Below are 15557 nucleotides of genomic sequence, written 5' to 3'. Positions count from 1 at the left end.
ACGAGGCAGGGCCAAATACTGAATTAGATGTAATCAAAGCGAGCCGTAAAGAAACGCAGTTGCTTCGGTTCATATTCAAACTTCAGGCCACGAATATCTTCTTTGTGCTTATACAGCTTGATGATACCATCAGCGACCACGTCCATATGTGCATAGGTATAGACACGACGTGGAATAGTCAGACGTACGGTTTCCAGTTTCGGTCTGTGGTGTTCACCGGTCTCTTTATTACGTCCAGCGGAAATAATGCCGCGCTCCATACTGCGTACGCCGGTTTCCATATAAATGCTGGCCGCCAGGCTCTGTGCCGGGAATTCATCCTGTGACAAATGCGGGCAGAAACGACGAGCATCCAGGAATACCGCATGGCCGCCGATCGGTTCGACAATCGGAACACCCGCGCTTTTCAGTTTTTCGCCGAGGTAACGAACCTGCTTGATACGATGTTCGATGTATTCATACTGCATCGCTTCGCGCAGACCAATTGCCATGGCTTCCATATCACGTCCCGCCAGACCGCCGTATGAAGGCATCCCTTCATAAACCACGACCAGCTCGCGAGCGGAAGAGAACATCTCATCATCATTCATGCACAGGAAGCCGCCGATGTTCACCAGGCAGTCTTTCTTACCGGACATGGTACAGCCGTCGGCATAGCTGAACATTTCATGAACGATGTCTTTGATGCTGGTGTTCTCGTAACCTTTTTCCTGCTCTTTAATGAAATAGGCGTTTTCAACGCAGCGGGTGGCGTCATAGAACACTTTAATTCCGTGCGCGGCAGTCAGTTCGCGAACGGCACGCATATTTTCCATCGATACCGGCTGGCCGCCTGCCAGGTTAACGGTTACCGCCAGACAAATATAGGCAATATTTTCCGCGCCTTTTTCATCGATCAGTTTCTGCAATTTTTTCAGATCGATATTGCCTTTGAAGGCAACTTCAATCGTGGCGTCGTGCGCTTCATCACGAACGATATCGATAAAGGTCGCGCCATTTTTTTCCTGATGATAACGGGTGGTGGTGAAATACATATTACCCGCAACATACTGACCCGGTTTAATTGCCAGTTGCGATAATAAGTTTTCTGCGCCGCGCCCCTGGTGAGTAGGAACAATATGTTTAAAGCCGAACAGTTCACGAACCGTTCTTTCCAGATGATGGAAGTTTTCGCTACCCGCATAAGCTTCGTCGCCGATCATCATTCCGGCCCACTGTTTATCGCTCATGGCGTTAGTTCCGCTATCGGTCAGCAGATCGATATACACGTCTTTCGAATTTAATAAGAAAGTATTGTAGCCCGCTTCTTGCATTTTTTTAATACGCTCATCGCGTGGGATCATAGAAACGGTTTCAACGCTTTTAATACGGAACGGTTCTGCTGGAAAATTCATTTAACTATCTCCGTTTTATCGGGTGGTATTCATTGGTTTAAAGCATATCGTCCCGCCTGAACTCCGAGGCGGAATAGTTTCCGGGTTTAGCACCCTGTTTAAATATTCGTAAAATGTTAAGGCAGAGCGATTATGCGTTAAACATTCCGCCGTTGAAATAGTCTGGCAACAGTTTGCCAAACCATCTTTTTAGCACATCTGTAAAACCCGTGACCTGAGTCACTGTATTTTAAAAGAGCGATATAAAATCAATGAATTACCAGGTGAGGATTTAACTTAAAATACCTCGCTAATAGCTAAATATGTAAAGTGTTGGTATTTTCAGTTTCCTGTTTTTTTCTTTTACTTTCATGTGAACTTATTCTGGTAGGAAAACTGAGAACGAAGTCATTATTTTTAGACAATATAATGCTAGGCCTGAAAATAACGTGTAAATTTTTATTTACACGCATCGAAAGCCTGTATTACTACCTCATAGGATTATTACATCGTGAGAATAAAACTGCTCCAGACCTGGCGTTATCCCTGCCCAGCGCTCGTAGGGTTCTTAATGGCCCCATCGGGCAATTTTCTCTTTGGCGCGCCCTCCTGAACACGAGACCCGAACGACAAGCTGAGGCGAAAATGAGGCGCGACATAAGGCTTTCTTACAATGTGACTGTATGGGCATCCAGTGAAAAGTGCGCGAATTACCTGATTTCCCTAAGGTAAATTGTTCATAAAAAATACTGGATATTTAAACAGTGCATTGTATACTATTTCTACTACCCGCCAGGGTGTTGCTGTTTGTGAGTAAGTGGTGAGGCCTATGATGAATCCTTCTTTAAACCGACATTCTTTGGATCAATCAGTCACAATGAGCAGCCGTGAAATTGCTACGTTGACGGGCATAACTCACGGCGAAGTGAAACGTATCATTAAAAGTCTGGAAACGGCTCAGCGTCTGTCGCAACCCCTCGTTATCAACCAGTTTGAGCGGGAAGGGGAGAGCTATCAGGAGTACCTGTTGAACAAGCGTGATTCGCTGCTGGCCGTCGCGCGCGTTTCTCCTGGTTTTACGGCGAATGTGCTGGACTGGTGGCAGGAGCGCGAACAGCGCGCAGAGATCCCTGACTTCACCAACCCGGCCGCTGCTGCGCGCGCCTGGGCGGAACAGTATGAGCAGCGCCAGATGGCAGAGCAGCAGCTGGCGATCACCTTGCCAAAGGCGGAATTATTTGACCATCTCATACAGGTTGAAGATTCGCTGGGGTTCCGGCAGGTTTGTAAGATGCTGAAAGTGAAAGAGCCTGAGTTCCGTCAGTTTTTGCTGGAGCGCAACATTATGTATCGCACCAACGGTACGCTGACGCCGCCACCGCATCATATGCAGGCAGGCTACTTCACGCTGCGTTCAGGCGTGGGTGAAAACCAGCACACGTTTTCTCAGGCGCGTTTTACCGCCCGGGGCGTGAAATGGATCGCTAACCTGTGGGCAGGGCATCTCTCTTCTCAGCCGAAAAGCGTTGCGGCCTGATGATCCAACCCGCCCCGCGTTACCACGTGGGGCATCTTGCCCATAACGACAGGTCATTGCTTGTGGCCTGTTTTATTTCTGTTTTTCCTGTTCGTTTCCCGCCATATACGCGTTTCAGCTAACGTCATACGTTTTTACTGTGTGACTCTGTTCACCATTTTTTAAACATTTACGAAATTATTTGATAACAATCGCTACTCTATTTCAGTCCTGTCATTGAGAGGTTGAAAATGAAAGATGTGGTGATTGTCGGCGCAGCGCGAACGCCTATCGGGTGCTTCCAGGGCGCGCTTGCGCGTCGTACTGCCGTCGAGCTGGGCTCGGTGGTGGTTAAAGCGCTGATTGAACGCTCGGGCATCAACCCTTTTGATGTGGATGAAGTGATTCTGGGCCAGGTGTTAACGGCCGGGGCCGGGCAGAATCCAGCGCGGCAAACCGCGCTTAACAGCGGCCTGCCCTGGGCGGTTTCAGCCATAACTATTAACGACGTGTGCGGATCGGGCCTGAAAGCGCTGCACCTTGCCACTCAGGCGATTCAGTGCGGTGAAGCCGATGTGGTGATCGCGGGCGGCCAGGAAAACATGAGCCGCGCCCCGCATGTGCTCACCGACAGCCGCACCGGTGCGCAATTAGGCAACAGCCAGTTGATCGATAGCCTGGTGCATGACGGGCTGTGGGACGCGTTCAACGATTATCACATTGGCGTCACGGCGGAAAATCTGGCGCGGGAATATGGCATCAGCCGCGAACTTCAGGATGCCTATGCGCTCTCTTCCCAGCATAAGGCGCGCGTGGCGATTGATAGCGGCCGTTTTCGTGACGAAATCGTGCCGGTGGAAGTGGAATTAGCGCCCGGCAAAAATGTTCTGGTAGATACCGACGAGCAGCCGCGTACCGATGCCAGCGCGGAGGGCCTGGCGAGCCTTGCGCCAGCATTTGATTCTCACGGCAGCGTGACGGCGGGTAACGCCTCGACAATTAACGACGGCGCAGCGGCGGTAATGATGATGAGCGCCAGCCGCGCAGAAGAACTCAATCTCCCCGTGCTGGCACGCATTCGCGCCTTCGCCAGCATCGGCGTCGATCCGGCCTTAATGGGTATCGCCCCGGTATACGCCACGCGCCGCTGCCTTGAGCGGGCGGGCTGGCAGCTGAACGATGTTGATCTCATTGAAGCCAATGAGGCCTTTGCCGCGCAGGCGCTATCGGTCGGTAAAGTGCTTGAGTGGGACCCGCGCAAAGTCAACGTCAACGGCGGCGCGATTGCGCTCGGCCACCCTATCGGCGCGTCCGGCTGCCGTATTCTGGTTTCGCTGGTGCATGAAATGGTGAAGCGCGATGCCCGCAAGGGGCTGGCGACACTCTGCATCGGCGGCGGTCAGGGCGTTGCGCTGGCGATTGAACGCGATTAACCACCCACGCGGCTCTGTCTGGCCGCGTAAGCCTCTCTGATACTTATCCTTTACTGTCTTCTGTTGTTTGCGAGATGTCTCGTAGGTTCGGTTTATCCCGCTATGACGCCCTGTCTTTCCCTGTTAATTTTCCAGTGAACGCTAAGCCAGCTGTACAAAATACGTGCTGCCTCCGTCGTGTTGCTATATACTTTGTATATATAACTCGGTGAGAGGGTGAACACGATGACGGATAAATCAACCAGCAAAAAGACAGGGAGCGGCAACAGCGATTCAGGGACGGCAGAACCTTATTCCGTAGCAAAAAAAGGTGCGCCAAAGAAATTTCTGTTTCAGTTACGTTCTCGTGACAATGAATTTGGCATTAGTGAGGAGACATTTGTGCGTCTGATGGAAGAACTGGCATTGAATCAAACCGAACTGGTTCATAAAGCGCTGCGCAACCTGGCTAAAGAAGTGTTGCCTGCCTATGCACCGGATGATGGCCCGCTGACTGAAAAACAGCATGCCGCTATTCGCAACCTGTCTGGTCTCGATATCTCTGAGAACGACCTGGACTCGCCGTTATTTAAATAAGCAGGACGCTTATGGCTATTAACTTCAACCCGTTACCCGCTGCCGGGGATATTGTCTGGTGTCATTTTCCCCAACATGAGGAATTGGGCCAGCCGGGGCCAAAGCCCCGGCCAGGGCTAATCCTGAATGCTTTTCCTGCGCTCCAGGCGGTGCTTATCGCTTACGGCACATCCCAAAAAACCGGGCCGGGGCAGGTCTATCCCGGGGAATTTGTGATTGACGAGCAGCTAGACACCGCCGGGCTTTGCCGCCCCACTAAATTTGATCTCAACAAAATTGAGAAATTGCCCTTTACCGCCGACTGGTTTCAGATAGCGCCCGGTTTTGAGAAAAAGCGCCCTTTGCCTAAGATGGGCGTCCTTCCGCCTGCGTTCGTTTCTGTGATGCGTTCGGCCTGGCAAAACCGAACTTAAACACTCTCTATGCGTTAACAAAACAGCCACTACGGGGCCGGGTAACGTCTGCCGATTACCTGGCTACGGACGCGTTTAATCGGCGTAACAAAAAGGTGCTGCTGAGGTTTCGTGATCCTAATTCCAAATTCGTACTTTGGTACCTCAAAAAATGAAACATTGTTTTAGTTATAATTGAAAACGTGTTTTAGAGGGGCTAGTATAATCCCACAAACGAAAACGAAACGATGTTTTGCAGTAGCAAGAAATAGCGTTTTGAAGCTTTGACGGTAACGACAAATAGCGAAAGGTGTTAACCGGCCGTAGGCAGTTCAGGTGTGAATACACTGCGACTGATCCGCGACCAATCGCGTCAGGTACACCGTTGTGAATATGCATCTGTCTGTGACAGGCGGGAACACTAAGGAAACCACCATGATTTTGGATTCATTCTCTCTCGAAGGTAAAGTTGCGATTGTGACTGGCTGTGATACCGGCTTAGGCCAGGGTATGGCGCTGGGTCTGGCGCAGGCGGGTTGCGATATCGTCGGCATCAACATTGTAGAACCGACTGAGACGATCGAAGGCGTTACCGCGCTGGGCCGTCGTTTCCTGAGCCTGACAGCCGATCTGCGTAAAATCGACGCGATCCCGGAACTGCTGGAGCGTGCGGTCGCAGAATTCGGCCATGTCGACATTCTGGTTAACAACGCGGGTCTGATCCGTCGCGAAGATGCGATCAACTTCAGCGAAACCGACTGGGATGACGTAATGAATCTGAACATCAAATCCGTGTTCTTTATGTCTCAGGCGGTAGCCAAACAGTTTATTGCTCAGGGTAAAGGCGGCAAAATCATCAACATCGCCTCTATGCTCTCCTTCCAGGGCGGTATCCGCGTACCGTCTTACACCGCCTCTAAAAGCGGCGTAATGGGGATCACCCGCCTGATGGCTAACGAGTGGGCGAAGCACAACATCAACGTTAACGCTATCGCACCGGGCTACATGGCCACCAACAACACCCAGCAGCTGCGTGCTGATGAACAGCGTAGCGCTGAGATCCTGGACCGTATCCCGGCGGGCCGTTGGGGTCTGCCGAGCGATCTGCAGGGGCCGATCGTATTCCTGGCCTCCAGCGCATCTGACTACATCAACGGCTACACCGTTGCAGTAGATGGCGGCTGGCTGGCGCGTTAATCCGCTCCAGAAGCGTAAAAGCCCGTCAGTGGAAACGCTGACGGGCTTTTTGCTGTGGACTGGATAAAAAAATGCCGGGTTTCCCCGGCGATAAATGCATTTTTACTTAAGAAAATCTTCGCGCATCGGCGTAAAGGTATCCAGCAGGGTGCCTGCTTTAATACAGACGCAGCCGTGCATAATATGCGGCTCTTTATACAGCGTATCGCCTGCGGTGACGCGACGGGTTTCATCGCCGATGGTGAATTCAAATTCGCCGGACAGCACGTAGGTCAGCTGCTCGTGCGGATGGTTGTGCATTGCACCCACGGCGCCTTCCTGAAAATTCACTTCCACTGCCATCATTCTGCCGTTATGGGCCAGGATCCTGCGGGTCACGCCGCCGCCTAAATCTTCCAGTTTGGTTGCGTTATGGGGAATAAACATCTGCTTGCCTCTAATTAGTGAAACAACGTTTCAAATATTCTATATCAGGCGTTCATTTAAATATAAGTTGTGGCTGTGAACTGCGCCGCCGATCACAAATGTTTATCGCTTCCCGCCAGCAGGCGGTTTTGTTATACCTTGAAGATTACGGAGGTGAAAAATGAAAACCCTGGGTCTGATTGGTGGTATGAGCTGGGAATCGACGATTCCCTATTATCGGTTTATTAATGAAGGCGTAAAAGCCCGGCTCGGCGGGCTGCACTCTGCAAAGCTGGTGCTGCATAGCGTCGATTTTCATGACATCGAAGCCTGCCAGTCGAGCGGCGACTGGGATAAAGCCGGTGAGATGCTGGCGGATGCCGCCTGCGGCCTGCAAAAAGCCGGGGCCGATGCCATCGTTTTGTGCACCAACACCATGCACAAGGTGGCCGGACATATCGAAGCGGCCTGTTCGCTGCCATTTCTGCACATCGCCGATGCGACTGGCCGCGCCATTACGCAAAGTGGGATGGATAAAGTTGCGCTGCTGGGCACCCGCTACACCATGGAGCAGGATTTCTATCGCGGCAGGTTAACCGAGCAATTCGCCATCACTACGCTGATCCCGGATGAAGCCGAGCGCGAGCGCATCAACCAGATCATCTTTCAGGAACTGTGCCTGGGCGTGTTTAGCGATGAATCCCGTCGTTACTACCAGCAGGTTATCACCCGGCTGGCGGAGCAGGGCGCGCAGGGCGTAATTTTTGGCTGTACCGAAATCGGCCTGCTGCTCAATCAGCAGCAGTCTCCGCTACCGCTGTTCGATACCGCCGCGCTGCATGCGGAAGATGCGGTCAATTTTATGCTTAGCGAGGCGTAAGCAGCGCCTCCAGTGGCGTGGTGTAAAGGTTCTGGTTACGCTGAAGATGCTCGCAAAAAGCATCAACCAGCGCCGACGCCGGGCGATGTATCGGGCGGATCAGGCTCACGGTAAAAGGCACCTCAATGCTGAAGCGCCGCACCACCACGCCGCTTGCCGCATAGTCCAGCGCGGTAAGCGGGTTAACGACGGATATCCCCGCGCCCGCGCGCACCATCGCGCACACCGACGCCGCGCTGTGCGTTTCCATCACCATCCGACGTTTCACGTCGTGCTCGCTAAATAGCGCGTCCAGCAACTGTCGATAGCTGTCGGTACGCGACAGGCTAATGTAATTCTCACCGTTGAAATCCTGGGGCGTCAGTAAATCCTTCTGCACGAGCGGATGGCCCTGCGGCAACACGCACACTTCATTTAGCGTCAACAGCGGAACGCGCTCCGTTCCGGCAGGCGTGGTGAGGGTTTCAGTGAGCCCGAGATCGTGACGCTGGGCGGAAAGCCACTCTTCCAGCAGCGGCGACTCCTGCGGCACGATATTCAGGCTGACGTCGGGATAGCGCGCCAGAAACGGCTGCACCAGCAACGGTAAAAACGACTGGGAAAATACCGGCAGACAGACGATTGATAATTCACCCTGGCGAAACTGGCGCAGGCTTTCCGCCGCGCTGACGATGCGGTCCAGCCCGTACCACGAACGCTGCACTTCCTCAAACAAGCGCAGCCCCTGCACGGTGGGATGCAGCCGCCCCCGGCTGCGGGCAAATAGTTGCAGGCCCGTCAGCTTTTCGAGGCGCGCCAGCTCGCGGCTCACCGTGGGCTGCGAAGTGTGCAGCAGCGCGGCGGCTTCGGTGACGTTGCCAGCCGTCATTACCGCATGGAAAATTTCTATATGGCGCAACGTTACGGCGGGCATCAGGGGCATCCTTTATAATCACAACACGTTATCCATATCATATTTGCATAGACTGTGTAGAAATCGATATTTTTTCTTCGTTAACCGCTGTGGCGTAATAAGCGAAACGAATTCAGGAGCCCGCTATGCCACGTTCACTGCACCAGCACGACACCGACCTTAATGCCGATAACTTACTGCGCCTGCCTGCCGAATTTGGCTGCCCGGTGTGGGTTTACGACGCGGCAATTATTCGTCGGCAAATCGCCCAGCTTCAGGCCTTCGACGTAGTGCGTTTTGCCCAGAAAGCCTGCTCCAACATCCATATTTTGCGCTTGATGCGCGAGCAGGGCGTGAAGGTGGATTCTGTGTCGCTGGGTGAAATTGAGCGTGCGCTGGCGGCGGGCTACGATCCGCAACGGCATCCGGATGACATCGTGTTCACGGCTGATGTGATCGACGCCGCGACGCTGGAGCGAGTGCGTGAACTCCAGATCCCGGTTAATGCCGGTTCGGTGGATATGCTGGATCAACTGGGCAGCGTGTCGCCGGGCCACCGCGTCTGGCTGCGCGTCAACCCAGGGTTCGGTCACGGCCATAGCCAGAAAACCAACACCGGTGGCGAGAACAGCAAGCACGGCATCTGGTATAGCGATCTGCCCCAGGCGCTGGCGGTGATGCAGCGTCATGGCCTGAAACTGGTCGGCATTCATATGCACATCGGTTCCGGCGTGGATTACGGCCATCTCGAGCAGGTGTGTGGCGCGATGGTGCGCCAGGTGGTTGAATTTGGCCAGGATCTGGAAGCCATCTCTGCGGGCGGCGGCTTATCGATCCCGTATCGTGAAGGCGAAGAGGCCATTGATACCGCGCACTATTTTGGCTTATGGAATGCCGCTCGCGAGCAAATCGCCCGTCATCTCGGCCATGCGGTAAAACTGGAGATCGAGCCGGGCCGTTTCCTGGTTGCGGAATCTGGCGTGCTGGTGGCGCAGGTAAGAAGCGTGAAAAACATGGGTTCCCGGCATTTTGTGCTGGTGGATGCCGGGTTTAATGATTTAATGCGCCCGGCCATGTACGGCAGCTACCACCACATTACGGCACTGGCGGCTGATGGTCGCGATCTGACTGATGCGCAAACCGTTGACACCGTGGTTGCCGGGCCGCTGTGCGAATCAGGCGATGTTTTTACTCAGCAGGAAGGCGGCAAAGTGGAAACCCGCGCGCTGCCTGTCGTCACCACCGGTGATTATCTGGTATTCCATGATACCGGGGCTTACGGCGCGTCGATGTCGTCCAACTACAACAGCCGTCCGCTGTTGCCGGAAGTGTTATTCGATAACGGTGTGGCCAAACTCATTCGCCGTCGTCAGACTATCGAAGAGCTACTGGCGCTGGAACTGCTGTAAGCCAGCCAAATTACCAACAGAGGAGAGGGCGTGCAAATTGTTCCGCTTTATCAGTATCCACAGTATGCCGAACGGGTAATCGACTGGCTGTGGCAGGCGTTTGGCCCGGAACAGCCGCGCGCCTTTTTCGCCGATATCATTCATCACAGCCAGACGCCGGGCGCTCTGCCGCTGACCTTTATCGCCCTGGAGGGCGATAAGCTGCTGGGAACGGTGGGGTTGTGGCGTTGCGATCTGATCAGCCGCCAGGATCTCACGCCGTGGCTGGCGGCGCTGTACATTGATGAAGCGGCGCGGGGCAAAGGCTTAGGCGGAATTATGCAGGAGCATGTGATGGGCGCGGCGCGCCAGGCCGGTTTTGATGCGCTTTACCTCTATTCCGCCTGCCGGGATTATTATGAACGGTTTGGCTGGGGCTACATCGGCGATGGGCTGGAGTACCCGAATAAAACCGTTCACCTGTATCACAAGGCGCTTTAGCTTTCGGCCAGCGCCGCAACGGAATGGCGGCGCACCAGGGTAGGGCTAAACAGATGCGTCACTTCCGACGGCGTCTGGTTTTGCGCTAACGCCAGCGCCAGCTCCGCCGCCTGGGTCGCCATCGTCACGATGGGATAGCGCACCGTGGTCAGGCGCGGGCGCACGTAGCGCGAAATCAACACATCATCAAAACCAATCAGCGAAATCTCTTTCGGCACATCGATGCCGTTGTCATTCAGCACGCCCATCGCGCCTGCCGCCATTGAGTCGTTGTAACACGCCACGGCGGTAAACTGCTTGCCGCGCCCCAGCAGTTCCGTCATCGCCTGTTCGCCGCCGCTTTCATCCGGTTCGGCAAACGTCACTAAGCGATCGTTGCAGGGCAAACCGTGCTCTTTCAGGGCATCGTAATAGCCCTGTAGACGGTCTTCGGCATCGGAAATCGCATGAGTGGAACACAGGTAACCGATGCGGGTATGGCCCTGCTGGATCAGGTGGCGGGTCGCCAGCCAGGCGCCGTAACGATCGTCCAGCGCCACGCAGCGTTTCTCGAAGCCGGGGACGATCCGGTTGATCAACACCATGCCGGGGATCTGTTTCATCAACAGGATCAGTTCACTGTCGGGGATCATTTTGGCGTGCACTACCAGTGACGCGCAGCGATGGCGGATAAGCTGCTCAATGGCCTGACGCTCTTTTTGCTCGTTATGGTAGCCGTTGCCGATCAGCAGGAAATTGCCGGTGTGGTAGGCCACCTGTTCCACCGCCTTAACCATCGCACCGAAAAACGGATCGGAAACATCACCCACCACCAGCCCGATGGTTTCTGTGGTTTGCTGGGCCAGCGCCCGCGCATTGGCGTTCGGATGGTAGTTGAGCTGTTCCATGGCGCTTTGCACCGCCGCCCGCGAGGCGTCGCTGGCTTTCGGTGAAGCATTAATAACTCGTGAGACCGTGGCGACAGACACTCCTGCGAGCCGCGCTACATCCTTAATCGTCGCCATAAATGACTTTGTCCTGAGGGTAAGCGTTTACACAAGGTTAAGTCTTACGGAAAACCGGCACGGACACAAGGCCGCCGCTGATGGTGACGTCGCAAATTGGCGGAAAAAACACAAGGCGCTACGACGGCGTTACACAGACAAATACCCGGTATTTGTAACCGAAACGGCGGTAATAATGTCTGTTAAAACCTTTAGTTACACTTTGCCGTAGGCTGTTGCGATTGGCCGCTGGCGAGCCAAATTGCGCTGCTGATACAGTAGTTATCCCAGAGGTATTGATAGGTGGAGTTAGCAACGTTTTTGCTGCTCACTTGAATTACACCAACCTGCGCGGATGCGCAGGTTTTTTTTTGCCTCAACCAATCTGTTACACCCCGCGAGCTTTTACACACCTGGTTTCACTTCAACAATCTCCCTTGCGTATTTCTCGTGGCGTAGCGGCGCTATGGGCTACAGAATTAAAGGACCCAGAGGTATTGATTGGTGAGAATTCCGTTCCAACACTTGCACCAACCTGCGCAGACGCGCAGGTTTTTTTTTATCCCTGCTACACTAACGCAACCTGAGTTATCTCGTGTAATCTGCCCGCAAATGTCCATTTTTCATTGCTAATGCAAAGGGAGTTGAGATGCTTTTCGGTTTTTTTCGCGCTTTATGCCGCATTCTGTTCCGGGTCAGGCTTCATGGCGACACGCGTTCGCTGAGCGCGCCCCGCGTCCTGATTATCCCTAATCACGTCTCGTTTATTGACGGTATCCTGCTGGCGCTGTTTCTGCCTGGCCGCCCGGTGTTTGCGGTTTACACCTCTATTAGCCAGCAGTGGTACATGCGCTGGTTAAAATCGCTGATTGATTTTGTTCCGCTGGACCCGACCAAACCGATGTCGGTGAAATATCTGGTACGCCTGATTGAGCAGGGCAGGCCGGTGGTGATTTTCCCGGAAGGCCGTCTGACGGTGACTGGTTCGCTGATGAAAATCTACGAGGGCGCGGGTTTCGTCGCGGCAAAATCCCAGGCAACAGTCGTCCCGATTCGTATCGAAGGCGCGGAACTGACTTTTTTCAGCCGCCTGAAAGGCCTGGTAAAACAGCGCCTGTTCCCCACCATTAATATTCATATACTGCCGCCGACCACGCTGGAAATGCCGCAGGCACCGCGCGCCCGTGAACGGCGTAAAATTGCCGGTGAAATGCTGCATCAGATCATGATGGAAGCGCGCATGGCGGTGCGCCCGCGCGAGACGCTGTACGAGGCTTTTCTGGCGGCAAAGTACCGCTATGGTGCAGGCAAACACTGCATCGAAGATATTAACTTCAAGCCCGACAGCTATCGCGGACTGTTGACCAAAACGCTGTTTGTGGCGCGCATTCTGGAGAAATACAGCGCGCCGCGTGAAACCATCGGGCTGATGCTGCCTAACGCCGCCATCAGCGCGGCGGTGATCCTCGGCGCAACGGTGCGCGGGCGCATCCCGGCGATGATGAACTACACTGCGGGCGTTAAAGGATTAAGCAGCGCTATCACCGCCGCGCAAATCAAAACCGTGTTTACCTCGCGCCAGTTCCTTGATAAAGGCAAGCTGTGGCATTTACCGGAGCAGCTCACTCAGGTGCGCTGGGTATTCCTTGAAGATCTCAAGGGCGACGTCACGGGCGCGGATAAACTGTGGATCTTCTCCCGGGTATTGATGCCGCGTCTGGCGCAGGTGAAGCAGGAACCGGAAGACGCCGCGATGGTGCTGTTTACCTCCGGCTCGGAAGGCAATCCAAAAGGCGTGGTGCATAGCCATAAAAGCCTGCTGGCGAACGTTGAACAAATTCGCACTATTGCCGACTTCACCGCGAAAGATCGCTTTATGTCGGCGCTGCCGCTGTTTCACTCTTTTGGCTTAACCGTCGGGCTGTTTACACCGCTGTTTACCGGTGCGGAAGTGTTTCTCTATCCCAGCCCGCTGCATTACCGCATCGTTCCGGAACTGGTTTATGACCGTAACTGTACGGTGCTGTTCGGGACGTCCACCTTCCTCGGCAACTATGCCCGTTTCGCCAATCCGTATGATTTCTTCCGGGTGCGCTACGTGGTGGCAGGTGCGGAGAAACTCCAGGAAAGCACCCGGCAAATCTGGCAGGACAAATTTGGCCTGCGCATTCTGGAAGGCTATGGCGTCACGGAGTGCGCGCCGGTGGTATCAATTAACGTGCCGATGGCGGCAAAACCTCACACCGTCGGGCGTATCTTGCCGGGTATGGACGCGCGCCTGCTTGAAGTGCCGGGCATCGAACAGGGCGGGCGGCTGCAGCTGAAAGGGCCGAACATCATGAAAGGCTATCTGCGGGTCGAAAACCCCGGCGTGCTGGAAGCGCCCACAGCGGAAAATGCCCAGGGCGAGCTGGAGCATGGCTGGTACGACACCGGGGATATCGTTGCCTTCGACGAGCAAGGATTCTGCCAGATTCAGGGTCGGGCCAAACGCTTTGCCAAAATCGCCGGAGAGATGGTTTCGCTGGAGATGGTTGAACAGATGGCGACCGGCGTTTCGCCAGAAAAGCTTCACGCAACCGTGGTAAAACAGGATGCGAGCAAAGGCGAAGCGCTGGTGCTGTTTACTACCGACGGTGAATTAACCCGCGACGCCTTGCAGCAATACGCCCGTACGCACGGTATACCGGAGCTAGCGGTGCCGCGTGATATCCGCGTTGTGAAACAGTTGCCGGTATTGGGCAGCGGCAAACCTGATTTCGTCACCCTCAAAGGCATGGTTGAACAGGAACAGCAAAATGCATGACATTGCCGATACCTCGTTGCGCTCGCGTGGAATGATGGCGGTGATCGCCGCCCAGTTCCTGTCCGCTTTCGCCGATAACGCCTTGCTGTTCGCTACCCTGGCGGTACTGAAAGCCCAGTTTTATCCGGACTGGAGCCAGCCGGTGCTGCAGATGGTGTTTGTCGGGGCGTATATCCTGTTCGCGCCGTTTGTCGGGCAGTTTGCCGACAGCTTCGCCAAAGGGCGGGTGATGATGGTTGCCAACAGCCTGAAATTGATCGGCGCACTGGTTATCGCCACCGGTTTCAATCCGTTTGTCGGGTATACCCTGGTTGGCGTTGGCGCGGCGGCCTATTCGCCTGCGAAATACGGCATCCTGGGGGAAATCACGACCGGTGACAAGTTGGTTAAAGCCAACGGGCTGATGGAGTCATCCACCATTGCGGCGATCCTGATGGGGTCGGTAGCGGGCGGCGTGCTGGCGGACTGGCACATCGGCGCAGCGCTCGGCGTTTGCGCGCTGTTTTATGCGGGCGCGGTGGTAGCGAACCTGTATATCCCTAAACTGGCGGCGGCGCGTCCGGGGCAATCCTGGAATCTTGTTACCATGGTCCGGCAGTTTTTTGCCGCCTGTCGCCAGCTGTGGAACAACGGCGAAACCCGCTTCACGCTGGTGGGTACCAGCCTGTTCTGGGGGGCGGGCGTTACGCTGCGCTTTTTGCTGGTGCTGTGGGTGCCGGTGGCGCTGGGCATTACCGACAACGCTACGCCAACCTATCTCAACGCCATGGTCGCTATCGGGATCGTGGTGGGGGCCGGTGCGGCGGCGAAGCTGGTGACTCTGGAAACGGTATCCCGCTGTATGCCTGCCGGGATCTTAATCGGCGTGGCGGTTGTCGCGTTCGCCGTTCAGCAAACCCCGCTCCCGGCCTATCTGCTGCTTATGCTGCTGGGGATTTTCGGCGGCTTTTTCGTGGTGCCCCTTAATGCATTGCTTCAGGACCGCGGGAAACGTTCGGTCGGTGCAGGTAATGCCATTGCGGTGCAAAACCTGGGCGAAAACAGCGCCATGCTGTTAATGCTCGGCCTGTACTCGCTGGCGGTGAAAGTCGGCCTGCCGGTCGTGGGTATCGGTATAGGGTTTGGCGTGCTGTTTGCGCTGGCGATCGCCGGGCTGTGGCTCTGGCAGCGGCGTCAGAAGGTATAAGACAAGGGGCGGATATCCGCCCCTTAATT

At 54.8% G+C, this 15557-nt stretch carries 14 protein-coding genes; 10 read left to right on the top strand and 4 right to left on the bottom strand.

All coding sequences use genetic code 11. The annotated features are described in order from the left end of the window. Positions 1–23 precede the first annotated feature (23 nt). On the bottom strand, positions 24–1394 hold the full coding sequence (locus FND52_RS10070; RefSeq protein ID WP_125295309.1) for a tyrosine phenol-lyase: 1371 nt from the start codon (positions 1392–1394) through the stop codon (positions 24–26). A gap of 808 nt (positions 1395–2202) precedes the next feature. Between FND52_RS10070 and FND52_RS10065 the strand changes: the two genes are divergently transcribed. The 5 genes from FND52_RS10065 (at position 2203) to kduD (ending at position 6487) form a co-directional block, all read left to right on the top strand. Next, positions 2203–2910, top strand: coding sequence for a phage antirepressor KilAC domain-containing protein (locus FND52_RS10065; RefSeq protein ID WP_125295308.1), 708 nt, complete (start codon positions 2203–2205; stop codon positions 2908–2910). Positions 2911–3140: 230 nt separating this feature from the next. Then, on the top strand, positions 3141–4322 hold the full coding sequence (locus FND52_RS10060; RefSeq protein WP_125295307.1) for an acetyl-CoA C-acetyltransferase: 1182 nt from the start codon (positions 3141–3143) through the stop codon (positions 4320–4322). Positions 4323–4547: 225 nt separating this feature from the next. After that, complete coding sequence (locus FND52_RS10055) at positions 4548–4898, top strand: hypothetical protein (protein WP_144130694.1); 351 nt, start codon at positions 4548–4550, stop codon at positions 4896–4898. A gap of 11 nt (positions 4899–4909) precedes the next feature. Continuing rightward, a complete protein-coding gene (locus FND52_RS10050; RefSeq protein ID WP_144130693.1) occupies positions 4910–5311 on the top strand; it encodes a type II toxin-antitoxin system PemK/MazF family toxin in 402 nt (133 codons plus the stop codon). 414 nt (positions 5312–5725) lie between these two features. Next, a complete protein-coding gene (gene kduD / locus FND52_RS10045; RefSeq protein WP_043865925.1) occupies positions 5726–6487 on the top strand; it encodes a 2-dehydro-3-deoxy-D-gluconate 5-dehydrogenase KduD in 762 nt (253 codons plus the stop codon). 102 nt (positions 6488–6589) lie between these two features. Here kduD and FND52_RS10040 read toward each other — a convergent pair whose 3' ends face one another. Further along, positions 6590–6913, bottom strand: a complete 324-nt coding sequence (locus FND52_RS10040; RefSeq protein WP_144130692.1) for a cupin domain-containing protein — start codon at positions 6911–6913, stop codon at positions 6590–6592. A 160-nt stretch (positions 6914–7073) separates the two neighbouring features. Here FND52_RS10040 and FND52_RS10035 point away from each other — a divergent pair, with 160 nt between their 5' ends. Next, complete coding sequence (locus FND52_RS10035) at positions 7074–7772, top strand: aspartate/glutamate racemase (RefSeq protein WP_144130691.1); 699 nt, start codon at positions 7074–7076, stop codon at positions 7770–7772. Here FND52_RS10035 and FND52_RS10030 read toward each other — a convergent pair. Then, positions 7759–8685, bottom strand: coding sequence for a LysR family transcriptional regulator (locus FND52_RS10030; RefSeq protein ID WP_144130690.1), 927 nt, complete (start codon positions 8683–8685; stop codon positions 7759–7761). The genes FND52_RS10035 and FND52_RS10030 overlap by 14 nt on opposite strands. 125 nt (positions 8686–8810) lie before the next feature. Between FND52_RS10030 and lysA the strand changes: the two genes are divergently transcribed. Beyond that, on the top strand, positions 8811–10073 hold the full coding sequence (gene lysA, locus FND52_RS10025) for a diaminopimelate decarboxylase (RefSeq protein ID WP_125295301.1): 1263 nt from the start codon (positions 8811–8813) through the stop codon (positions 10071–10073). A 30-nt stretch (positions 10074–10103) separates the two neighbouring features. Then, positions 10104–10553 carry a GNAT family N-acetyltransferase gene (locus FND52_RS10020; RefSeq protein ID WP_144130689.1) on the top strand — a complete coding sequence of 150 codons (450 nt, stop codon included), beginning with the start codon at positions 10104–10106 and terminating at the stop codon, positions 10551–10553. Here FND52_RS10020 and galR read toward each other — a convergent pair. Further along, positions 10550–11557: an HTH-type transcriptional regulator GalR gene (gene galR / locus FND52_RS10015; protein ID WP_125295299.1), complete on the bottom strand. Its 1008-nt coding sequence runs from the start codon at positions 11555–11557 to the stop codon at positions 10550–10552. The two genes, FND52_RS10020 and galR, sit on opposite strands and share 4 nt — an antisense overlap. Before the next feature lie 628 nt (positions 11558–12185). Between galR and aas the strand changes: the two genes are divergently transcribed. Together aas and lplT are read left to right on the top strand one after the other, a co-directional pair. Next, positions 12186–14342, top strand: a complete 2157-nt coding sequence (aas, locus tag FND52_RS10005) for a bifunctional acyl-ACP--phospholipid O-acyltransferase/long-chain-fatty-acid--ACP ligase (RefSeq protein WP_144130687.1) — start codon at positions 12186–12188, stop codon at positions 14340–14342. After that, complete coding sequence (lplT, locus tag FND52_RS10000) at positions 14335–15528, top strand: lysophospholipid transporter LplT (protein ID WP_144130686.1); 1194 nt, start codon at positions 14335–14337, stop codon at positions 15526–15528. The genes aas and lplT overlap by 8 nt, the downstream gene beginning before the upstream one ends. Positions 15529–15557: the final 29 nt, after the last annotated feature.

Origin of the sequence: Atlantibacter subterraneus, assembly GCF_007570865.1 — a bacterium.
In the GTDB taxonomy this organism is placed as follows: domain Bacteria; phylum Pseudomonadota; class Gammaproteobacteria; order Enterobacterales; family Enterobacteriaceae; genus Atlantibacter; species Atlantibacter subterraneus.
The sequence above is the reverse complement of the archived record's forward strand: the minus strand, read 5'-3'. Positions and strand labels throughout refer to the sequence as shown.